Below are 21,364 nucleotides of genomic sequence, written 5' to 3'. Positions count from 1 at the left end.
TCATGAAACATGCGGCGGGCGGTCCGGCACGAGAACGGCGCCGATCGCGGTACCGATGGGAACGGCGTTGTTGAGATTGGCATCGGCCCTCGGCCCGAGTGTGCCGTAGACGACGATGGTGATCTTGGTTTCCTGGTCGTACAGGGCAACGCCGTTGTAGCCGCCGAATGCCGGGTTCATGAAGAGCCAATCGTCGAAATGGACGACACCGAACGCGAAGTACTTCTGCGCGGTCAGTGGGCCGAGCCCGACCGTCGACGCCGCCATCATCTCCTTGAACTGCCTTTCGGAGAGCAGCTTGCCCACACCGAGCGCACGCACCCACACGGCCACATCGGCGACGGTGGAATTCATATTGCCGCTGTGCAGAAACGCGGTGGGATTCCAGAACGTGGAGTCCTCGAACACACGGCGCTCGTTCGTGTAGCCGTGCAGGATCGGCTCGGCCATCTGCGGAGTGAGCACCACCTCGCTCCGGTGCATGTCCAGCGGGTCCAAGACGTGCTGCTCGAGCAGGTCGCCGAGGGCCTGACCGGTCGCCTTCTCCAGCACCACGCCGAGCAGGGTGAGGTCACTATGGGCATACGCCCAACTGGTGCCGGGCTCGAATAGCGGCGGACGTGAGTTGGCCAGCTCGAAGATCTCCTGCGCGGTCCACCCCGCGATCGGGTTCTCGTAGAAGCGCCGCTGGAACTCTGGATCGGCGACATAGTCCGCGATACCCGTGGTGCCGTTGGCGAGCATCCGCGGGGTGATCTTGTCAGCGCGGGGGAAGTCGGGAACCCACTTGGCAATGGGCTCGTCCAGCCGCACCACCCCCTTCTCGTCGAGCTGCAACAGCACCGTCGAAAGCATCGGCTCCATCGGCTGCCCCACCCGCAGCTGCATATCGGATGTCGCCGAAATGCCGAGCGGGGATCCCCCGAGCGCACTGCGGACGATCTCGTCGTCGCCACGCCACACACCGAACACGGCAGCGCTGAGATTGAGCTCGGCTACTTTGCCGCGGACGACCTCGACGATCCTCGCGGCTTCGCGGTTGTCGACGCGCGAGGTCTTCGTTCCCGGCGCAGTCGTGTGTTCCCCGGCGTCGCTGTGACGGTCCGATCCGCAAGCTCCGGTAGCGAATGCGATGACAACCGCCAGCGCAGCGCATGCGGTGCGGCGCATCCACCGGCGATTCACGACGCTCATGACGGCGATCCCTTCGCCTAGGAAACAGCCCGAGCAGAATTCCCTGAATGTACGCCGGTCCATGATGGCGTGAAAGACAACGCAGGCGGTTTCGCAGTTTCGGCACCGATCACCGGCCACCCGCCGACTCGATCGCGCCTGTTCGGGGCGGTTCCAGCAGCACGTATCGGCCGAACCCCGACACCCGCTTACCGGAACAACTCATCCGTTCAAGGCTTTAGCCGTCAGATTGCTGATGACAGTCCGCGCATCGCGGCGACAGGCCCGCCGGCGTGCCGTCCGGTGTCGCGCCGCTGCCTATAGCCCACCCCCTCGCCAACCGATTAGGCTCGGTTCGTTTCACCCGCTGTTCATAGAAGTTCCTGGTCAACGGCATAATCAATGGTGAAAGGAACGTATGCATGAGCGTGAAGACTGAATCCAGTCCGGAGACGAAACCCCAGCGGCACACAGTGACAGGTGACGTCCACCTGCTACTGCGCCGCGGCAACCAAATGCTGTTCGGTCAGCGCCACAACACCGGTTTCGGGGATGGCGCATGGCATCTTCCCGCGGGTCATCTCGAGGCCGGCGAATCCGTCGTCGACGCCCTGATCCGCGAGGCCGCGGAGGAAATCGGCGTGACCATCAAGCCGGAGGATGTGCGATTCAGCCACATCATGCACAATTCGTCATCGGGTGGCCGGATGGCATTCTTCTTCACGGTCCGCGCCTGGCAGGGCGAACCCACCAACCTGGAGCCGGACAAATGCGGCGCCCTGGCGTGGTTTGCGTCGGACACCTTGCCCGACTACATGATCGACTACTGCCGCGTGGCCATCAGTCACATTGCCGGTAGCACGCCGTTCTCGATCTACGGCTGGTAGTCCGGTGGCGGTACGCGATGACAGTCCGCCTGTCTGCGTCAGTTATCTCGGCCCGGCCGAGTCGAGCAGGCGGCGAAGAGGCCGTGCGGCAGCGATTTTCCGTCGCACCATCGTCGAGGTCCAACTGTCGATTCGGCCGAGCTCGTCGCTCCGAGCGGAACCGAAATTCTGAGACCAGTTGGTATCAGATCACAGAGGCTACCGTGGAGTGCTCTGCGACACAATGGCGAAACGACACCGACGAAGGAATCTGACATGCGGATGACCTACGACCCGGCCGCCGATGCCGCGTACTGCTACATCGCCGACGGCATCGACGCAGGTGAGGCTGCGCAACGGGTCGTCACGGCGATCCCGAGAGGGACCGTGGTGCTCGACATGAGCGCGTCGGGCACGCTGCTCGGCCTCGAAGTTCTCGGCGCACAGCAGGTGCTGCCGCCCGAATCACTGGAGCGCGCACGGACCAGTCCGTACGTGGCGGTGGCGCTCTACAAATCGACCTCCGACGCGCCCGACTACCGGCCGCTCTACGAAGAGTGCTTCATCCTCGTGTTCGCCGATTCGGTGGAATCCGCGCGGGCGGCCGCACAGACCAAGGCAGCGGACCAGCAAGCGCGGTACCGCAACGAGCGCGGCGACACCGTCACCTGGTCACTCGAGCACCTTGTCGACGTGGCCCCCGCCGTCGACGACAATGTCGAGTCCGGCGGAACTTTCTACTCCCGCCACTTCCGCGACTACGACGCCTACCGCCGCATGGAACCGCTGCTGGACGGCGAATCGCTGTAGCGGGCAGAGCTACCGGCCGCTGGCGTCCGCGCGCAGCGGCGGGCATCCCAGGCCGGGCAGGGTGGCGAGCTCGAAGTGCCACCACTCGTTCTCGTAGATCCGGCACAACCCCCACCGGTTACCGTTCACTTCCAACCACTGCGCACCACCGCGCGGCCCCACATCAATCGCCTGACCCGACACATGTGTCGACTCCGCAGGCGGCAGCACCCAGCGCCGCGCCTCGTCCGGGCTGCCGTAGGTCCGCAGCCCGTCGAGCCACAACTCTTCCTGCTGCTCCGGCGTGCGATAGCCCGAGGTGATCGACAGCTCCACCCCCTCGGCCTCGGCCTGGTCATGAGCCAGCGAATAGGCCAGCGCAAGCCTCGGCTCGAGCCCTTCGGTGCCGTTCGCCGACCCGGTCACCACCCGCTCGTCAACCGGCGCAGCGGCCGCGGATGGCAGCGCCAGCGCGGTGGCGACCAGCGCGGGGAACACCGCGACAGGCAGGCCGAGCAGGATCCGATTCCTTCGCACTCCGCGCTTCAGCACCATGGGGGCGATACTAACGGCTTCCTGCGGCAGGTTGCCCCAGGCCCGATCCGGCGACGCAACGCCGCGCGCTGCCCGACGGGTTCACATACGCCCGGAACCGCAGGCCACGTGGCGCGACGAATTCAGCAACCCACCGGCGAATGGGCTGACAGCCCCCTGTCCTCGGGACGCCGTTGTCCGTAATCCACATCTGGCGTAAGGAGTTACCGTCGAGCAAGGCCGAATCGGCGTGTCTCACAGCGTGTTATCCACAGGAATGACCCTTGTCCACAATCTATTCCAGTGTTGTGGATCACTGGGATGCGAGTGTCGCTATCACTGAATCCGGAATCTACGACGCCTTCACCAGTTTCATGACAGCATCCGTGTCCGGACCATCGGCGAACTCGACCCCACCCGATCCCCCGTCCGCAATGGACCGTCGGCCTCGATCAGCGCGTCGCGCACCGTGAGCTGGTCGCACGACTCGGTGGTCACGACACCGAACCCGCCGTCACGGTCGGGTATCCACCGGCCGACGATCGCCCACACCCGCGCGAACTTTATTGCACGACAACCGTTCCCGGACGATCAAACATGGGAAATGCGCACTGGCGGGAAGGTCACCGATGCACACCGCATCGGTGACCTCGAGTTCCCCTCCACCACCTTGTTCACACCGGTCGACTACGCACACCGTGCGACGGTGAGCTCGCCCAGATCCCCCGCCGGATCTCCTCTGCGGCTTCACGATTCCGGACAATTCGCTCAACGATCTCGCTGCCGTGTTCACGCGCATAGGCGACGGCCAGCTCGATCTTGCGGGAATGCAGATCCGATTGCTGGCTCAATACCGCGATCCGGCGTTCGACCGGTCCGTCGAGTTCCTCCAGTCGCGCAACGACTTCCCACACGTCGGGCCCGGCCGCGAGGGCCGCTCGGCGGTCGGTGATGGGGCCACGGAAAACGATGCCGGGGTGGTCGAGCTGGTCGCACCCCTCGCGGATCAGGCGGCTGAGCAATGCGATCGAGCTGGTTCCCTCGCGTGCGGCGCGTTCGGCTAACCGGCGGCTGGCTGATTCCGAGATACGAAACGACGTACTCATTGCCCTCCTCGACCTCCATGGCACAACTGTGCGGCGACATCCTCGATTAAGAGTGCCCGCTGCGGCGGCAAACGCCACCCCGGCGATCGGGGTGACATTCGGATGTCCGCATAGTTGCCCGCGATGCGGTCGAACGCCTGGATCAGACGCGTTCTTTGGAACGCGTACGCACCCGGAGCGCAATAGGCTTCTGCGTTTCGGCAAAGAAATCGTTGCCCTTGTCGTCGACCACGATGAAGGCGGGAAAATCTTCGACCTCGATCTTCCACACCGCTTCCATACCAAGCTCTTCGTACTCGAGCACCTCGACGGATTTGATGCAGTCCAGCGCGAGTCGCGCAGCCGGTCCGCCGATGGAACCGAGGTAGAAGCCGCCGTGTTCGTGGCACGCCTTGGTCACCTGGGCCGAGCGATTGCCCTTGGCGAGCATGACGAACGAGCCCCCCGCGGCCTGGAACTGGTCGACATAGGAGTCCATCCGGCCTGCCGTCGTCGGGCCGAAGGAACCCGATGCGTAGCCCTCGGGGGTCTTCGCCGGGCCCGCGTAGTAGACGGCCATATCGCGCAGGTACTGCGGCATCGGCTCGCCCGCGTCGAGGCGTTCCTTGATCTTGGCGTGCGCGATATCGCGCGCGACAACCAGCGGGCCGGTCAGCGAAAGCCGAGTCTTCACCGGATATTTCGACAGTTCCGCGCGGATCTCCGACATCGGCCGGTTCAGATCGATCTTCACCACGTCGCCGCCGAGGATGGAGTCGGTCTGCTCGGGCAGGTAGTGCGCGGGCTCGCGCTCGAGCTGTTCCAGGAACACGCCCTCCGGGGTGATCTTAGCGAGGGCCTGCCGGTCGGCCGAACAGGAGACCGCGATCGCCACCGGGCAGCTGGCGCCATGACGCGGCAGCCGCACCACACGCACGTCGTGGCAGAAGTACTTGCCGCCGAATTGCGCACCGATGCCGAAGGATTGGGTGAGCTTGAAGACCTCTTCCTCGAGCTCGAGATCACGGAAGGCGTGCGCCGCCAGCGAACCCTCGGTCGGCAGGTTGTCCAAGTAGTGCGCCGAGGCGTATTTCGCCGTCTTCAAAGCGAATTCGGCACTGGTGCCGCCGATGACCACCGCGAGGTGATATGGCGGGCAGGCCGCGGTGCCGAGAGAGCGGATCTTCTCGTCAAGGAATTCGAGCATGCGCTCGGGGTTCAGGACCGCCTTGGTCTCCTGATAGAGGAACGACTTGTTCGCCGAGCCGCCGCCCTTGGCCATGAACAGGAACTTGTAGGACGGATGCGCGGGATCGCCCTGGGTGGAGTACAACTCGATCTGCGCGGGCAGGTTGGTCCCGGTGTTCTTCTCGTCCCACATGGTGATCGGTGCGAGCTGGGAGTAACGCAGGTTCAGCTTGGTGTAGGCATCGAACACGCCCCTGCTGATCCATTCGGCGTCGTCGACACCGGTCAGCACACCCTCGGACTTCTTGCCCATGACGATCGCGGTACCGGTGTCCTGGCACATCGGCAGGATGCCGCCTGCCGAGATATTCACGTTCTTGAGCAGGTCGAGCGCGACGAAGCGGTCGTTGCCGCTGGACTCCGGGTCATCGATGATCTTGCGCAGCTGGGACAGGTGCGCGGGTCGCAGATAGTGGCTGATGTCGTGCATCGCCTCGGCGGTGAGCAGTCGCAGCGCCTCGGGCTCGACCTGCAGGAACGTCCGGCCGTTGACTTCGAAGGTGCTGACACCCTCGGTGGTGATCAACCGGTAGGGGGTGTCGTCGGCCCCGATCGGCAGCAGATCTGAATAGCGGAAATCCGGCGCGGTCACGGGACGCACTCCTTCGGGCGGGCCTGCGGCTGAGTGCAGCCGCGGCTGGTCATGAGCACAGGAAGCGTATCCACCACCCGGGAGCCGACCGATGCTTAGGCAAGCCTAATAGGCGTAGTCGGACAAGGTCCGTCCGCAGCCCGCGCTGGGCCGAGCGAAAGGGGAGTCGGCCATCTTCCTGTGGACATTGCCAATAAGGTTGCAGGTTCAACCCCGTGGTGCTACCTCTCTGTTCTGACAAGTTGTCAGCGGGTCGACCGGCACGCGACAATTTATATGACATGTCAGAGTTTGGAGCGCTATCGTGACCGATCCCCATTGGCTCGATGACGTCGAAATGCGTGCGTGGCTCGGCTTCGTACGCACCCGCGATCTCATCGCCGCGGCGGTCGGGCGCGACTCGTCCCGCGAGTCGAACCTCACCTACGTCGAATACTCGGTCCTTGCCTATCTCGCCGACTCCCCCGACCATCGGCTCACCTTCGCCGACCTGGCGGCGAAGCTCGAGTGGTCGCAGAGCAGGCTCTCCCACCAGATCACCCGGATGGAGAAACGCGGCTTGGTCCTACGGGAACCGATCCCCGACGATGCCCGCCGCACGGCGGCACGGCTGACACCGCGCGGCGCCGACGTCCTCGCGACCGCGGCGCCCGCCCATGTCGACAGCGTGCGCCGACACATGGTCGACATCCTCGACCGTCAGCAACTAGCCACGCTCGCAGATATCTACGACACCCTGCTCGCCCACCATCGCAAGGCGGTAGCTCCGGACTGAGCGAATACGGCCGGCTCGCGACGCAGGCCCACAGCCCCGCGCCGCGGGGGTACATCCGCGCGGTGGCAGAGCCAACGCCTCGCGGCGCAATCCATAGCTCCGCGGAGGCTGAGCCACAGCTGCGGCGCAGATCCACGCTCGGCCGACGCTGCCCCGGACGCGGGTCCGGGGCAGCCATCCACCGACTATCCGGCGACGACCGGCTCCGAAGCCGGGCGCGCAGGAACATCGACGGGGCGCGCGGGGATCCCGAGTGCGCGCTCGAAGCCCTCCGGCACGATCAGGTCCGACCGATCCAGGTCCTGCACCGACGTCTTGCGCAGCCCGAGCAGCGCCGAGTCGATGCCGCCGCGCAGGATGTCGAGAACATTCTCGACGCCGGCCTGGCCGTTGGCGGCCAGGCCCCACAGGTAGGCGCGACCGATCATCACCGCGCGCGCACCGAGCGCGACCGCCTTCACCACATCGCTGCCGCGACGGATGCCGCCGTCGAGAACCACGTCGATCTGTGAGCCGACGGCAGCGGCGACGACGGGCAGCGCCCGAATCGCGGCCGGGGTGCCGTCGAGATTGTTGCCGCCATGATTCGAGACGGAGATGGCGGCCACGCCCGAATCGACCGCACGCAATGCGTCGTCCACGCGCATCACGCCCTTGAGCATGACCGGGCCTGCCCACTGTTCGCAGATCCACTGCACGTCGGCCCAGTCGGGTGCGGGGGTGCCCATCCATTCGCCGTAGGCGCCGAAGAACCCTGGGGCGGGTCCGTCGCCGATGGCCATATTCGGCGCGGTGAGGTCGGGAATGTGACCGGACTTCAAGTAGGTGCTCAGCCATCGCGGCTTGATCAGGGTCTGCGGCGCGAAACGCAGCATGGCACGCAGATCGAGCTTCTCCGGAATCACCGGACTGCCCCAGTCGCGGCCGTGTGAGAACGACCAGTCGAGGGTCAGGATCAGCCCTACAGCGCCCGCCGCCTTCGCGCGCTCCATCCGCTGCAGGATCTCTTCTTTGCTGCCGCACCAGTAGAGCTGGAAGAAGGTCGACGGGTTGGCCGCGATCACCTCTTCGATGGGCTTGCTGGCGAAGGAGCTGAGCCCCATCGCGATCCCGCGCGCAGCCGCCGCGCGAGCGACGGCCACTTCACCATCGGGGTGCACAGCCTGCACACCGGTCGGCGAGATCAGCACCGGCATCGAAAGCTGCTGCCCCAGTACGGTTGTCGACTGATCTCGGTCACCGATCGGACCAGCGACGTGGGGCGCGAAGCCGAGCTCGGTGAAGGCGAGCTGGTTCTCCTCGATGGTCTGGCCACGCTCGGATCCGGCGATCAGCGCGCCGTACACGGATTTCGGTAGACGTTTCTTCGCGCGCCGCTGCGCCTCGGCGACTGTTTCGAACCACGGGTTCATGTTCCGGTCCTTTCCCGGGAAGCTGCCGGCCACCACAGCCGGATCTGGTCGTTCAGATCGGTGGTCAGATGCGCGAGCAGTGCCGTGCCTTCGTCCGCGGTCGCACCCGCCGGGTCGCCGAGCACGCCGTTGGCGCTCACCGCACGAACTCCCCCCGCCCGCATCAGCGGCAGGATCTCGGTCAACGGCCGGGTATCGCCGGCAACCGCGCGCTCGGCGCGGACCCGGCCCGGCGCCAGCGCCAGCTGAATCGAGGTCTCCGAGCGCCCCGCGTGCGGATCGCCCCGATATCGGGGCATATATATGTGCACGTCACGGGATTCGCCGCGCAACAGTGCGCACGCCTTGCGCAGCGGCTCCAGATTGCCGCCATGCCCGCTGACCAGCAGGATGCGGTCGAATGTATCGGTGGCCGAACGGCACAGCTCGACGATCAGCAGCTCCAACGCGGCCTGCCCGATCGACAGGGTGCCGGAGAAGCCCGCGTGCTCACCGCTGGAGCCGTACGGGACGGCAGGCGCGACAAGCACATCCGGCCGCACCGCGGCCAACCGCGTGCACAGTGCCACCGCGATGTCGGTGTCCGTGGACAGCGGCAGATGCGGACCGTGCTGTTCGGTGGCGCCCACCGGCACGGCCAGGATCACGCCCGCGGCGGCACGCTCGCCCGCCTCGGGCCACGTGAGATCCGCCACCTGGACATTTTCGAACACGTCGCGAGATTATCGTCAGTCACTGACATAATCAATAGCCGTGACACCTCCGACGCGCGGCCGCCCCAGGGGCACCACCAAGCGCGAACTCGAGCTGATCGCCATGCGCCTGTTCACCGAGCAAGGCTTCGACGAGACGACCGTCGAGCAGATCGCCGCAGCCGCGGGCATCAGCGGACGCACCTTTTTCCGATACTTCCCCACCAAGGCGGAAGTGCTCTGGTATCAGTTCGACGACGAGGTCGCCGCGCTGCGCGAAGCCTTCGCCACGGTGCCCGACGAGGTGCCGATGATGACCGCCGTACGCCGAGTTGTGGTGAACGCCAACCGATATCGCGCCGAAGACGTCGCCGAGCTGCGCACCCGCATGCAGCTCGTCGGCGCTGTCCCCGCACTCGCCGCCACCGCGGGCGCGCACTACGACGCCTGGGAACGCGCGGTCAGCGCCTTCGCCGCGCAACGGCTCGGCCAGCCGCAGGACGCACTGCTCCCCCTCGCGGTCGGGCGCACCACCCTCGCCGCCGCGCGCGCCGCCTTCGACGCCTGGCTCGCCAGGGCCGACGCGGACCTGACGGTCTACCTCGACGCGGCGCTGGCCGGTCTGGCTCGCGGATTCGCGGCGTCACCGTGAAACCCGGCGGAGGACCGGCAGGTTTCGCCAGCAACTCCGGTGGGGTATGACTAGGCTCGGTAGCGGCTCGCAGCCGAACGTACGAATCCCGACCCACCCGTCGAAAGGGGCTGGAGTTTCCATGTCCGAGGTGTCCATGAGCCTTTCGGCGGATTCCCTGACCGCAGGACCGGTCGACAACCTGCTTCCACAGTTGGTCGAACACCTGCGGCAGAACCGCACCGCGCTGCGTGAGGAATGGGCCCGGCGTATCACCGACGCCCAGCTGCTGACCGCAATGACTCCCGAGGAGATCTTCTCCGAGGCGACCTCCGTCTACGACAACTACGTCGAGGTGCTCGAGACCGGTAGCGTCGAAGCGTTGCAGGCCTACGCACGCGATCTCTCCGAACGCATCATTCCGAGAGGAGTCGAGACCGACGAGGTCCTCGGCATCGTGCTGTTGCTGCGTGACGTGCTCGCCCGCTCGCTGTTCGAGAAGTACCAAGCCGACTTCGAGCTACTGAATGCCGTGCTCGACGCCTACGAACCGGCCGCCAACCGCATCGCGAGCACCGTGGCCATCTCCTTTGTCCAGGAGCGCGAGCGAGTTATCCGGCAGCAGCAGGAAGCCATTCGAGAGCTGTCGACCCCGGTGCTGCAGGTCCGTGAGCAGCTGCTCATCCTGCCGATCATCGGTGTGCTCGACAGTCAGCGTGCGCGCCAGCTCACCGAGCAGCTGCTGCGCGCGATCCGCGCCAACCGCGCCAAGGTCGTCGTCATCGACATCACCGGTGTGCCCGCGATCGACTCCACGGTGGCCAACCACCTGGTGCAGACCGTCGACGCGTCGGGCCTGATGGGCGCGAACGTCATCATCACCGGTCTGTCCTCGGAGATCGCGCTGACACTGGTGACCATCGGACTCGATCTGTCCAAGATGAATGCCGTCGGCGACCTGCAGGGCGGTATCGAGGAAGCCGAACGTTTGCTGGGCTACGAGGTGACCCGCGTGACGGATCGGCCCATCGAACGCGACGGACGCTGATCAGGCGAACTGATGCCGGTCCCGATACTCAAGCAAGGCACATTCCTCATCGCGTCGGTACAGTCCGCACTGACCGACGCCGACACCGAGCGCCTGCAAGACGACCTGATGAAGCAGGTCAGCAAATATCGGGCGCACGGCATCATCGTCGACGTCACGGCGATCGATGTGATGGATTCTTTCGCAGCGAGATCGCTGCGTACCATCGCGCACATGACGCAGCTCCGCGGCGCCGAAACGGTCATCGTCGGATTGCAGCCCGAAGTCGCGTTCGCCATGGTGCAGCTCGGGCTCACGTTCGAAGACATGCACACCGCCCTCGACCTCGAAGAGGGCCTCGCCTGGCTGAACCGCAAAACCCCAGCCCGTCGCCAGCGAGATGGTCGTGACAGTGGCCGCTGAGAACTTGGTGATCGCGGTCAGGGTGTCCGGGGACATCGTGATCGCACGACAGGCCGGACGTGAACTGGCAGCCAAGCTCGGATTCTCTCTGACCGATCGAACAATGATCTCGACAGCCATCTCCGAGATTGCTCGCAATATCACCAGCTACGCAGGCAGCGGCGAGATCCGGCTGCTGCTCGACGACCGGGAGGGGCGTCAAGCGCTGGTGGTTCAGGCCGAGGACCAAGGTCCCGGCATCATCGACATCGCCCGCGCGCTGGACGATGGCTACTCCACCGGACGCGGCCTCGGTCTCGGCCTGCCCGGCGCCCGACGATTGATGGACCGCCTGATCATCGATTCGGCGCCCGGACGCGGCACGTTGATCGAGATGTGGAAGTGGGTACCCAACGGTGCATGAGGACGGGTTCATCGGCCGAATCGAGTGGGCGGTGGCCGGTCGCGCGCTGCCGGGCCAACAGGTTTCCGGTGATCGCTGCGTGGTCCTCGACGCGGGCAACGGCACCGTGCTCTTCGCCGTGCTCGACGGTCTCGGCCATGGCGCCGCCGCCGCCGACGCCTCCGATCGCGCCGCACAGATACTCGCGGAAAACCGCGCTGAACCCTTGGATGTCCTGATGGTGCTGTGCCATCGAGCCATGGCCGAAACCCGCGGCGCGGCAGTGTCTTTAGTGCTTTTCGACGATGCGGACACGGTGCGCTGGCTCGGCGTCGGGAACGTCGACTCCCAGGTGCTCACCCGTGGCCCCGTCGGTCTGACGATCCGCGCGACAGTGCTGCTGAGCGGCGGCATCGTCGGCTACCGGCTACCGCAGAACCTACAGCCGCAGACCGTGGCGGTGCGCCAGGGAGACCTACTATTGATGTCGACCGACGGGATCGTCATCGACTCCACCGACAGCATCGATCTGTCGAAGTCCACCGCCGACATCACCGCCGACATCCTCGCCAAACACGCCAAGGACACCGATGACGCTCTGGTACTCGCCGCACGTCATCGGGGCGGCCCACCGGATGTGACGACATGACCGCTGCGCTCGCCGCATTTCAGGACGCCTACGCGGATGCGCTTCGGCGGCATTTGGATGCGCCGACGCAGGCCGGCCTCGCCGAAGGCTACGACCTCGGCCGCCGCGCCCTCGTCGAGGGCATCAGCCTGCTCGACCTCACCGAAAACCACTTCCGTGTCGTGCAAGCCGCCCAGCAGCCCGCCGACCATCAGGACGGCAAGCTCGCCGAGACGGCGCTGGAATTCCTCTTGCAGACCCTCGCCGCGCTGGACATCGCCACCAGAGGATTCCTCGACGGCAACCGCCGCTACGAGCAACAGCGTTCCCGCGCAGACGATCTCGCGGGCCGCGACGCCTTCCGCACCGCGCTGGTCGAGTCGCTGCAGGACGGCTTCTTCGTCGCCGACTCGCACGGCACCATCGTCGAGGTCAATTCCGCGTTCGGCGCGCTGACCGGGTACGGCGCCGCCGACATCCCCTACCCGCTGCCGCATCCGTGGTCGATGCCGCAGGGCCCGCGCTATCCCGATCTCGGCACCGAGGCACAGCGCTTCGTCATTCCGATCCAGCACCGCGACGGCCGCACGGTCTGGCTCGCGGTGAGCACGAGTGCCCTCATCAAGCCGGACGACAATGAGCAGATCTTCGTCGGCACCATTCGCGATGTGACGGCCGAACACGACGCGCAGGCCCGCGATCAGGCCGCCTCCCGGCTGGCCACCGCCGTCGGTGCGGCCACCAGCGTGGTCGAGGTGCTCGCCGTCGGGCTGGACGAGTTGCGGCGCACGGTCGGCGCCGAAACCGCCGTGGTTTCGGTCTGGCCGAGCCGCAACACCGGCCCCGAGGTCTACGTCTCCGGCGGCGCGCAGATCACCGATCGCCCCGCGAACACCGGCCAGATCCAGTCGGCAGATGATGCGGCCAGGAAGCCGGCGCCTGCGGGGAACGCGCTCGACGCCCGGGCTCGGGCGCTGCTCGATCGGGCGCGGCGCAGGCCGGGCCGCAGCCTGATCGCGATCCCCGAGGGCACTGAAAGCTCCGAGGGCATCGTCGCTCCACTCGGCGAGACCGGTGATGCCGCATTGTGGTTGCGCTTCGCCGCACCGCGCGCGATCAGCGCCGCGGACTGGACATTGTTCTCCCTGCTCATCGGCCACTTGAGCCTGGCGGTGCAGCGGGCGCGCAACTTCGATCAAGCGCGTTCCACCTCGCTGACACTGCAGCGTGCCATGCTCGGCCCGATCGAGCTGCCGCCGCGGTTCTCCGTGCACTACGAGCCCGCGTTGCCGCCCTTGGAGATCGGCGGCGACTGGTATGACGTGGTGCCCTTGCGGGACGGGACGATCGGCATCGTGGTCGGCGACTGCGTCGGACGAGGCCTATCCGCCGCCGTGGTGATGGGCCAATTGCGCACGGCCGCACAGACTTTGCTGCTCGGCGGCGCGGGGCCTGCCCAGTTGCTCGCCGAGCTCGACACTGTCGCGGCGCGCATTCCCGGCGCCATGTGCACCACTGTGTGCGCGGCGGTGCTCGACCCGGTGCGCGGGCTGGTCCGCTACAGCAGCGCCGGTCATATGCCACCGATCCTCGCCGACGTGGGCGAACCGGGCAGGCTGCTCGAGGGCGGCCGATCGGTGCCGCTGGCCACCTTCGACGTGCCGCGGCGCCCGGAGGCGACCACGGCCCTCGCACCCGGCTCGACACTGGTGCTGTTCACCGACGGGTTGGTCGAACAGCGCGGTGTCGACATCGATGACAGCTTCGCGAAGATCTGCGCGGTGCTCGCGGACACCCCCGGCCGACTACCACGGGAGGTGGCCGACGCGGTGCTGTCGCGGCTGCGCCCGGCCGCGGGCTACGACGACGACGTCGCCATGGTGGTCTACCGACAACCGCCCGCTCCACTGCGGCTGGACGTGCCCGCCAACCCTGATCAGCTCTCGGCGATGCGCCGGAGCCTGAAGGCCTGGCTAGCCGCCGCCGCGGTGCCGCACGATCTCGCCTCGGATCTGATCGCGGCCGCGAACGAGGCATGCAGCAACAGCATCGAACATGCCTACCGCGACGGCGCGCTGCCCGTGAACCGACCCGTACGATCCACCGACGCGTCGATGGGCCGCGCCACCGGCGCCACCGACACGCCGGATGCGGGCCGTGTCCAGCTGACGGCCGAATGCGACACCGAGACGGTGGTCATCGTGGTCACCGACGCCGGGACATGGAAGCCGCGCTCGGCCGACCCTGGCTATCGCGGCCGGGGCATCGACATGATGCGAGCGCTGACCGAGGAGCTGGAGATCGACCATGCCGGCCCCGGCACCACCGTCCGCATGTCGGTCACCCTGCCCGCGATCAAATCCCCGGTGGCAAACCCACTGCGCGGCACACAGCGCCGTATTTCCAGCTGACGACGCATCGACTACCGACGTATCAGGGGTTCCGATCGCACCGCCGCCCGGTAGGCAGGAGAGGAGGTTTCCCGATCGCGTCCGTATACCGGGAAACCTCGAGTGCGCGCTGATCCTTTTCCTGCACAACCGGTTTCGGTGAAAGGCGTTCGAGACTGTCACGCGCGCAATGACAGCCGCGCCGAATTACATACGGCGACCGGATGCACTCCCGGGATGTGACAGATCACCGGTTGCGTCACTCGGAGCGGCCATCACGCGACGCCACCAAGCGTCCAACGGGCTCGGGTCGGGCCAGATCACCGGCACCTGCTCGAAATCGTCGTCGTGTTCGGTTCCGATTCCCTGGACCATCATCGTCTCCTCGGCAGGCAGATTCTCCGTGCCGGGCACCCCAACTCTGCGGCACCCCGGCCGAATGCATTACCCGGGCCCCGCCAGCCGAATCAATCTTCAGATCGTGGGGCGCAACGAGGGCGCCAGGTCGGACCACGTGGGTCCTACATGCCCCCATTTTAGATCAGAATTCGTCGGTAAATGAGGGTTACGGCGAGCGCGGACAACAGAATCCAACATTCTGCAGGTCAACATGCATCGATGTGCTTACACTGTCGCGCATGTCACCAACCGATGGCCCAGCCGGAGCCTAGGTGGTCAGGTGCCGGAATGCCGGGCGACACGACCGCCCTCCGGCCACCGACATCAGACAGGTTGCTCTCGTCGTCACGGCGCAGTGACACGTTCAGATTCCCGGAGGTGGGCACCTTCGAGTTCCCCTCGGGGGCAACGTCATTGAGAATTGTCACCAACAGCCGGGTTGCCGAGAAGTAGCAGTGGCACCCATTCGCGAGAATTGTCCGGTGTGCGATCGATCCGCATTCGATCAGATTCGCTTGGCACACAGCAGGTCTCATGGACCGGGCGATTTGTCGGATTCCGACGCCGAATCATCGTGCGCCGCAGATGCTTCGGCGCACGATCTCGATTCGACGGGGTGTCAGTCGCACACGGCACCGTAGGACGCCGACCCCACCAGCTTCGCGTACTTGGCGAGCACACCACGGGTGTAGCGGGGCGGCAACGGTTGCCAGCCCTCGCGGCGGCGGTCGAGCTCGTCGGCTTCGATCAGTAGGTCGAGGGTGCCCGCTCCGACGTCGAGGCGGATCTGGTCGCCGTCACGCACGAAGGCGATCGGGCCGCCGTCCACCGCTTCCGGGGCGACGTGGCCGACGCACAGTCCGGTGGTGCCGCCGGAGAAACGTCCGTCGGTGAGCAGCAGGACATCCTTGCCCAAGCCCGCGCCCTTGATGGCCGCGGTGATCGCGAGCATCTCGCGCATCCCCGGACCGCCCTTGGGACCCTCGTACCGGATCACCACCACATCACCGGCCGCGATGGTGCCATCTTCGAGTGCGTCCATCGCCGGCCGTTCGCGATCGAAAACCCTTGCAGTGCCGGTGAATACCTCGGAATCGAAGCCTGCCGACTTCACCACGGCCCCACCGGGTGCGAGTGATCCCTCGAGGATGGTGATGCCGCCGGTCGGATGGATCGGGGACTCCATGGCACGGACCACCTTGCCGTCGGGGTCCGGTGGGGCGATCTCGGCCAGATTCTCCGCCACGGTCCGCCCGGTCACCGTCAAGCAGTCGCCGTGCAGCAGCCCGGCATCCAGCAGCGCCTTCATCATGACCGGCACACCGCCGATTCGGTCCACATCGGTCATCACGTGCTTGCCGAAGGGTTTCACGTCGGCGAGGTGCGGTACTCGACGGCCGACACGGGCGAAATCCTCCAGCGTCAGTTCGACATTCGCGTCGTGCGCGATCGCCAGCAGATGCAGCACGGCGTTGGTGGAGCCGCCGAATGCCATCACCACGGCGATCGCGTTCTCGAAGGCCTCTTTGGTGAGAATGTCGGCCGTGGTGATCCCGCGCCGCAGCAACTCGACGACGGCCTCGCCGCTGCGCCGGGCATAGCCGTCGCGGCGGCGGTCGGTCGCGGGCGGCGCCGCGCTGCCCGGCAGCGACATGCCCATGGCCTCTGCCGCGCTGGCCATCGTGTTGGCGGTGTACATCCCGCCGCAAGCGCCCTCACCCGGACAGATTGCCCGCTCGATCGCGTCGACATCTTCGCGGCTCATCAGCCCGCGCGAACACGCGCCGACCGCCTCGAACGCGTCGATGATCGTCACCTCGCGCTCGCTGCCATCGGACATTTTCGCGATCCCAGGCAGGATAGATCCCGCATACAGGAACACGCTGGCCAGGTTGAGCCGGGCCGCCGCCATCAGCATGCCCGGCAAGGATTTGTCGCACCCGGCGAGCAGCACCGAGCCGTCGAGGCGCTCGGCCTGCATGACCGTCTCGACGCTGTCGGCGATCACCTCGCGCGACACCAGCGAGAAGTGCATCCCCTCGTGCCCCATGGAGATGCCGTCGGAGACCGAAATTGTTCCGAACTCCATGGGATAACCACCCCCGGCGAACACACCTTCCTTGCTGGCCGTCGCCAGTCGATCCAACGACAGATTGCACGGGGTGATCTCGTTCCACGAGGAGGCCACCCCGATCTGCGACTTCCCCCAGTCGCCGTCCCCCATTCCGACCGCTCGCAACATCCCCCGAGCGGCGGTCTTCTCCAACCCATCGGTGACATCGCGGCTGCGTGGCTTGATATCGGGACTGTTCGGATCATTGGACACGCCGTTCATCATCCTCCCACCACATCGCCCGCGGCCGCCGACCACGCCGGTAGACGCCGAGATCGACGGGACGCCGCTGCGCCGATACCCGGGGCAGCGCCGCGGAGATGTCCCGTTCGTGGCGCTCGTGCCGGGCTAGACCAGCAGCGCGCGATGCTGGAGGTCGGTGACGTATTTGGCGATGAGCTGGGGCGATAGGTGGGGGATGTCGTTATCCGGGCCGATTCGCACGGTCTGGACGGCGGTCTGAAACGTCTTGGCCGGGATGACCGAGCCGCGTATCGGGTGCTCCGGACGGGCGTAGGCATGCAGCAAGGGCAGTACCGAGGCCTGGCGCTGCTTCTCGGGCAGTGCGCGCAGCGCGGTCTCGAAACGGTCGAACCAGTCGCGGTAGTCGGTGATGCGCTGGATCGGGTGGCCGGTGTCGATCAGCCAGTCCACGACGTTGTCCAGGGATATGCCGTCGTCGTGCGGGTTCACCACATCGAAGGTGTGGAACCCTGCCCTGCCGAGGCTGCCGAGCGTGGTGATCGCCGCCGCGGTGAAGTCGGCGGGCAGCCCGTCGTAGTGGGCGCGCCGTCGCGCGCCGTCGGAGCGGGTCTCGTAGAAGGAGGACGGCGCGATGCCGGTCGCGACGACACTCAGCACCAGGCGGGTGAACATGTCCGGCACGTTGAGCTGCCCGCGGTAGCGGCTGTGGGCGAGAATCATGTCCGAGCGGAAGACCGTGACCGGTAGACCGCACAGGTCGTTGGCTTCACGCAGCAGCACCTCCCCCGCCCACTTGCTGTTGCCGTAGCCGTTGGCATAGCTCTCATCGATGACACGCACCGAGCTGAAATCACGGATGTCACCATCCTCGTCGAACAGCCCTGGCTCGACCTGCGCGGCGACGCCCACCGTCGAGAGATAGGTGACGGGCTTGAGCCGCCTGCTGATCGCGAGGCGAATCACTTCGGCGGTGCCGACCACGTTCGGCCCGAACAGCTGGCTGTAGGGGAGCACATGGTTGACAAGGGCAGCCGGGTGGACGATCAGATCGACGCTGTCGGCCAAACGATTCCAGGTCGCGTCGTCGAGGCCGAGGTTCGCCTCGCCGATATCGCCGGACAGGACCTCGAGGCGGCGGGCGGCCAGCTCCTGGAAGTGCTCGACCAGCTCCGGGTCACCACTGTCGAATGCCTCGTCGAGCCGCTGCCTTGCTGCCACGGCGTCGCTGCCGCGCACCACGCAGATCAGCGTGCCACCGGACTCATCCAGCCGCTCCAGCCATTCCAGGCACAGAAAGCGCCCCAGGTAGCCGTTCGCTCCGGTCAGCAGCACCGTCCGGGTGATGCCGTCGGGCGCGGGCAATGCCTCGGCGGCGCTCAAGGTCCTCGCATCGATGAACTTGTCGAGGGTCAGGTCACCGGCGTAGATCGCCGATCCGTCGCGGCCGTGGACCGTGGTGAGTGTCGGCCGCAGCACACCCGAATTCTGCGCCCTTTCCACGTAATCGGCGAGATCACGGAGCCCGTTCGCGGGGCTGATGACCACGCCGACCGGCACATCCACCGCGAAAATGTCGTGAAGCAGGTTCGAAAACGACAGCGCCGAAAGAGAATCGCCGCCCAGTTCCGTGAACTGGGCGTCCGGACGGATATCTGTTGTCGCGCAACCCAGCAGTGCGCGGGCGGCCCGGCTGATCGTTTCCAGCACCGGCAGCTCGGCAGCGGTGTGCCGCAGGGCGAGCAGTTCGTTGTCCTGCCGTTCGGCGAGGTCGCTGTACAACTGGTCGAGTCGCGCGCCGTAATGCTCTTTGAGCTTGGGCCGCAGCAGTTTACCGATTCCGGAGAGCAGACCGTTCTCGATCGTGAACGGCTCGGGCTCGATCAGGAAGTCGCGCGGGATCTCGTAGGAGTTGAGATCGGCCTCGTTCGCGACCTGCTGCAACGACGCGGCGATCGCGCCCTTCAGCGCGGCGGTATCGAGAGCCGCCACGGTGGGCACGACCACTGCGAGCAGGTACGCGCGTTCGCTGCTGCCGTAGACGAATATCTGCCGGATCAACGGGCTACCCGCGTAGACGGCCTCCAACTGGGAGACGGCCACGAACTCGCCCTGCGACAGCTTCAGCACATTGTTGCGACGGTCGACATAGACGAGTTGATCTGGACCGATCTCGGCCATGATGTCGCCGGTCTTGTAGAAGCCGTCCGGGTCGAAGATCTGCGCGGTGACCTCGGGACGCTTATAGTACCCGGGAATCATGGTGCGCGTCTTCAGCAGCAGTTCGCCGCGAGGATGCGGCTGGTCGGTCCGGAAATATCCCAGCTCGGGGACGTCGACGAGTTTGTAGTCGAGCACCGGCGGCCGGCGCAGCTGGTTGTCGACCAGCACCCCACCCGCCTCGGTGGAGCCGTAGCCATCGCGCAACTCCACATCCAGGACGGACTCCATGAAGGTCTTCAGCTCCGCGGCCAGCGGCGCCGAGCCCACCGAGGCGGAGACAATACGCCCGCCGAGGAAGTCTTGGCGCAGTTCAGTTTTCACCTGCTGCTCGGTGGCGCCGCGCCGGTCGAGCTCGCTCTGATAACGCTGGAAAATCATGTCACAGACGCGTGGAACGAATATCACCGCCGTCGGGCGCACCAGAGCGATGTCCTCGAACAGCGTCGACATATCGCTTCTCGCCGTGAAGTAAGCAGTGCCGCCGCGCGCGAGAATCCCCGACAGGGTGAGACGGCCCGCGAGGTGGCTCAGGGGCAGATAGTTCACGCCGATCGTGGGCGCTGTGGTCGAATCGAACCAGGCGGTCGTCTCCACCCAGATGCCGGCAGCAAGCCGATCGGTGTACACGGCACCCTTGGGCGTGCCCGTACTCCCAGAGGTGTAGATCAGCACGGCCGGCGGATCGGCGTCGGCGTCGGGAACGAACAGGGGCGCGGGGGGCGCTGCACGGCCGCGGGTGAGCACCGAATCGAGCGTTTCGACGACAATCGCGCTACCGGCGTCCGCGAGCCGCTGTAGCGCCGATTCGACCGCCACACGCTGCGCGTCGTCCTCGGGGTGATAGTCGAAGACGACAAGATGTTCGGTGGGCACCTCGTCGAGCAAGCAGTCGACAGCGGCATCGAGCAGTTCCGGCGTCGCGGCGAGAACTCGAGGGCCGGTCTCGGCGATGATCGCCCGTAGTTGGGCGACCGCGGCCCCCGCCTGCAGCGGCACCGCCACCGCGCCGAGCTCTGCACAGGCCAGATCGAGCGTGACGTAGTCGCCACTCGTGAAGCCGAGTATGGCGACGAAATCGCCCGCGCGCACGGGATGTTCGACGTCGTGATGCCACGCGGCGGCCACCGCGCCGACCCGTTCGCCCAGTTCCCGGTACGTGATGGTCTCGAATCCGGGCAGCAGACGGAGCGCGCGCCGACCTGCCGCGTCCGTAGTGAAATCGAACGCCCGCTGCCCGAGCGCGGGACGATCGGCATAGCCCTCCAGAACCGTCGCGACTATCTGCGCATACCGCAGTCCGGGTCGGCCCAGCGCCGCGGTGATTTCTTCGGACGGCTCGGCGTCGCGAACCTGCTGATCACGGGCATACAACTCGGCGATGCGCTGTTCGCGCCGCCCTGCTGGAGTGTCGATCGACATGATCAAGCCTCCCTTGGTCGTATATCGCACACGAGAGACCGACGCCGGATGAAGCCGCTGACGTCGGCGAGGGAGACAACTACCGGACTTCCCTCTTTCGATCTGTTAATTAGTTGAGACTGTAATTAGTTCAGATAACTACCCTTTCTGGTATACACCTATAGCATCAAGCTTTCGATGTGACCCACATCTCATTCAACTCGGTCTGCTATTTCTCTGTCCGCGGCGATCCGACTCGGGCGATGCGGCACGCCGAACCGTTGCCACGCGCTCGCTCCGAAGGACTTCACCCCAAGGACAATCCAGGGCGGTATGGTGTGACGGCAAGAAAACTCGCACGGCACGCGAACATGCCAGGTTTG

The 21,364-nt window shown here is 66.1% G+C and carries 18 protein-coding genes; 9 read left to right on the top strand and 9 right to left on the bottom strand.

Going from position 1 to position 21,364, the window contains the following annotated elements; genetic code table 11:
* Complete coding sequence (locus ACFU4Z_RS16500) at positions 1-1,194, bottom strand: serine hydrolase domain-containing protein (protein WP_379063670.1); 1,194 nt, start codon at positions 1,192-1,194, stop codon at positions 1-3.
* A 401-nt stretch (positions 1,195-1,595) separates the two neighbouring features.
* Here ACFU4Z_RS16500 and ACFU4Z_RS16495 point away from each other — a divergent pair, with 401 nt between their 5' ends.
* Both ACFU4Z_RS16495 and ACFU4Z_RS16490 read left to right on the top strand, forming a co-directional pair.
* Positions 1,596-2,060 (top strand): NUDIX domain-containing protein, encoded by a 465-nt coding sequence (locus ACFU4Z_RS16495; RefSeq protein ID WP_379063667.1) that lies wholly within the window; start codon positions 1,596-1,598, stop codon positions 2,058-2,060.
* Between the two features lie 255 nt (positions 2,061-2,315).
* The gene (locus ACFU4Z_RS16490; protein ID WP_379063665.1) at positions 2,316-2,849 is read left to right on the top strand and encodes a DUF4288 domain-containing protein; all 534 of its coding nucleotides are present in this window, start codon (positions 2,316-2,318) and stop codon (positions 2,847-2,849) included.
* 9 nt (positions 2,850-2,858) lie between these two features.
* Here ACFU4Z_RS16490 and ACFU4Z_RS16485 read toward each other — a convergent pair whose 3' ends face one another.
* The 4 genes from ACFU4Z_RS16485 to ACFU4Z_RS16470 form a co-directional block, all read right to left on the bottom strand.
* Positions 2,859-3,383 (bottom strand): M15 family metallopeptidase, encoded by a 525-nt coding sequence (locus ACFU4Z_RS16485; RefSeq protein WP_379063663.1) that lies wholly within the window; start codon positions 3,381-3,383, stop codon positions 2,859-2,861.
* 351 nt (positions 3,384-3,734) lie between these two features.
* Positions 3,735-3,914 carry a hypothetical protein gene (locus ACFU4Z_RS16480; RefSeq protein WP_379063661.1) on the bottom strand — a complete coding sequence of 60 codons (180 nt, stop codon included), beginning with the start codon at positions 3,912-3,914 and terminating at the stop codon, positions 3,735-3,737.
* A 122-nt stretch (positions 3,915-4,036) separates the two neighbouring features.
* Positions 4,037-4,468, bottom strand: a complete 432-nt coding sequence (locus tag ACFU4Z_RS16475; RefSeq protein WP_379063659.1) for a hypothetical protein — start codon at positions 4,466-4,468, stop codon at positions 4,037-4,039.
* Between the two features lie 142 nt (positions 4,469-4,610).
* On the bottom strand, positions 4,611-6,287 hold the full coding sequence (locus ACFU4Z_RS16470; RefSeq protein WP_379063657.1) for a fumarate hydratase: 1,677 nt from the start codon (positions 6,285-6,287) through the stop codon (positions 4,611-4,613).
* Between the two features lie 304 nt (positions 6,288-6,591).
* Between ACFU4Z_RS16470 and ACFU4Z_RS16465 the strand changes: the two genes are divergently transcribed.
* Positions 6,592-7,062 carry a MarR family winged helix-turn-helix transcriptional regulator gene (locus ACFU4Z_RS16465; protein WP_379063655.1) on the top strand — a complete coding sequence of 157 codons (471 nt, stop codon included), beginning with the start codon at positions 6,592-6,594 and terminating at the stop codon, positions 7,060-7,062.
* Positions 7,063-7,247: 185 nt separating this feature from the next.
* Here ACFU4Z_RS16465 and mftD read toward each other — a convergent pair whose 3' ends face one another.
* Positions 7,248-8,474: a pre-mycofactocin synthase MftD gene (mftD, locus tag ACFU4Z_RS16460; RefSeq protein WP_379063653.1), complete on the bottom strand. Its 1,227-nt coding sequence runs from the start codon at positions 8,472-8,474 to the stop codon at positions 7,248-7,250.
* On the bottom strand, positions 8,471-9,187 hold the full coding sequence (mftE, locus tag ACFU4Z_RS16455; RefSeq protein ID WP_379063651.1) for a mycofactocin biosynthesis peptidyl-dipeptidase MftE: 717 nt from the start codon (positions 9,185-9,187) through the stop codon (positions 8,471-8,473). Before mftE ends, mftD begins: the two co-directional genes overlap by 4 nt.
* Positions 9,188-9,227: 40 nt before the next feature.
* Between mftE and mftR the strand changes: the two genes are divergently transcribed.
* From mftR to ACFU4Z_RS16425, 6 genes are all read left to right on the top strand, one after another.
* Positions 9,228-9,818 carry a mycofactocin system transcriptional regulator gene (gene mftR, locus ACFU4Z_RS16450; protein WP_379063649.1) on the top strand — a complete coding sequence of 197 codons (591 nt, stop codon included), beginning with the start codon at positions 9,228-9,230 and terminating at the stop codon, positions 9,816-9,818.
* Between the two features lie 121 nt (positions 9,819-9,939).
* Positions 9,940-10,845 (top strand): STAS domain-containing protein, encoded by a 906-nt coding sequence (locus ACFU4Z_RS16445; protein ID WP_328400289.1) that lies wholly within the window; start codon positions 9,940-9,942, stop codon positions 10,843-10,845.
* Positions 10,846-10,857: 12 nt separating this feature from the next.
* Positions 10,858-11,247: an STAS domain-containing protein gene (locus ACFU4Z_RS16440; RefSeq protein WP_328400287.1), complete on the top strand. Its 390-nt coding sequence runs from the start codon at positions 10,858-10,860 to the stop codon at positions 11,245-11,247.
* Complete coding sequence (locus tag ACFU4Z_RS16435) at positions 11,225-11,650, top strand: ATP-binding protein (RefSeq protein WP_379063646.1); 426 nt, start codon at positions 11,225-11,227, stop codon at positions 11,648-11,650. Before ACFU4Z_RS16440 ends, ACFU4Z_RS16435 begins: the two co-directional genes overlap by 23 nt.
* A complete protein-coding gene (locus tag ACFU4Z_RS16430) occupies positions 11,643-12,278 on the top strand; it encodes a SpoIIE family protein phosphatase (RefSeq protein WP_379063644.1) in 636 nt (211 codons plus the stop codon). The genes ACFU4Z_RS16435 and ACFU4Z_RS16430 overlap by 8 nt, the downstream gene beginning before the upstream one ends.
* Positions 12,275-14,668 carry a SpoIIE family protein phosphatase gene (locus ACFU4Z_RS16425; protein ID WP_379063642.1) on the top strand — a complete coding sequence of 798 codons (2,394 nt, stop codon included), beginning with the start codon at positions 12,275-12,277 and terminating at the stop codon, positions 14,666-14,668. Before ACFU4Z_RS16430 ends, ACFU4Z_RS16425 begins: the two co-directional genes overlap by 4 nt.
* Positions 14,669-15,665: 997 nt before the next feature.
* Here the strand turns inward: ACFU4Z_RS16425 and ilvD are convergent.
* Positions 15,666-17,381, bottom strand: a complete 1,716-nt coding sequence (ilvD, locus tag ACFU4Z_RS16420) for a dihydroxy-acid dehydratase (RefSeq protein ID WP_379064284.1) — start codon at positions 17,379-17,381, stop codon at positions 15,666-15,668.
* A 126-nt stretch (positions 17,382-17,507) separates the two neighbouring features.
* Positions 17,508-21,002 carry a carboxylic acid reductase gene (gene car / locus ACFU4Z_RS16415; protein ID WP_379063640.1) on the bottom strand — a complete coding sequence of 1,165 codons (3,495 nt, stop codon included), beginning with the start codon at positions 21,000-21,002 and terminating at the stop codon, positions 17,508-17,510.
* Positions 21,003-21,364 lie beyond the last annotated feature (362 nt).

Source organism: Nocardia sp. NPDC057440 (assembly GCF_042802915.1).
GTDB lineage: Bacteria > Actinomycetota > Actinomycetes > Mycobacteriales > Mycobacteriaceae > Nocardia.
The sequence above is the reverse complement of the archived record's forward strand: the minus strand, read 5'-3'. Positions and strand labels throughout refer to the sequence as shown.

Bases quoted from the DNA above. Each gene is read 5' to 3' on its own strand.
- ACFU4Z_RS16440 (WP_328400287.1), top strand. From the start codon at position 10,858: ATGCCGGTCCCGATACTCAAGCAAGGCACATTCCTCATCGCGTCGGTA.
- ACFU4Z_RS16475 (WP_379063659.1), bottom strand. From the start codon at position 4,468: ATGAGTACGTCGTTTCGTATCTCGGAATCAGCCAGCCGCCGGTTAGCC.
- ACFU4Z_RS16500 (WP_379063670.1), bottom strand. From the start codon at position 1,194: ATGAGCGTCGTGAATCGCCGGTGGATGCGCCGCACCGCATGCGCTGCG.
- ACFU4Z_RS16490 (WP_379063665.1), top strand. From the start codon at position 2,316: ATGCGGATGACCTACGACCCGGCCGCCGATGCCGCGTACTGCTACATC.
- ACFU4Z_RS16425 (WP_379063642.1), top strand. From the start codon at position 12,275: ATGACCGCTGCGCTCGCCGCATTTCAGGACGCCTACGCGGATGCGCTT.
- car (WP_379063640.1), bottom strand. From the start codon at position 21,002: ATGTCGATCGACACTCCAGCAGGGCGGCGCGAACAGCGCATCGCCGAG.
- ACFU4Z_RS16485 (WP_379063663.1), bottom strand. From the start codon at position 3,383: ATGGTGCTGAAGCGCGGAGTGCGAAGGAATCGGATCCTGCTCGGCCTG.
- ilvD (WP_379064284.1), bottom strand. From the start codon at position 17,381: ATGAACGGCGTGTCCAATGATCCGAACAGTCCCGATATCAAGCCACGC.
- ACFU4Z_RS16445 (WP_328400289.1), top strand. From the start codon at position 9,940: ATGTCCGAGGTGTCCATGAGCCTTTCGGCGGATTCCCTGACCGCAGGA.
- ACFU4Z_RS16435 (WP_379063646.1), top strand. From the start codon at position 11,225: ATGGTCGTGACAGTGGCCGCTGAGAACTTGGTGATCGCGGTCAGGGTG.
- mftD (WP_379063653.1), bottom strand. From the start codon at position 8,474: ATGAACCCGTGGTTCGAAACAGTCGCCGAGGCGCAGCGGCGCGCGAAG.
- ACFU4Z_RS16495 (WP_379063667.1), top strand. From the start codon at position 1,596: ATGAGCGTGAAGACTGAATCCAGTCCGGAGACGAAACCCCAGCGGCAC.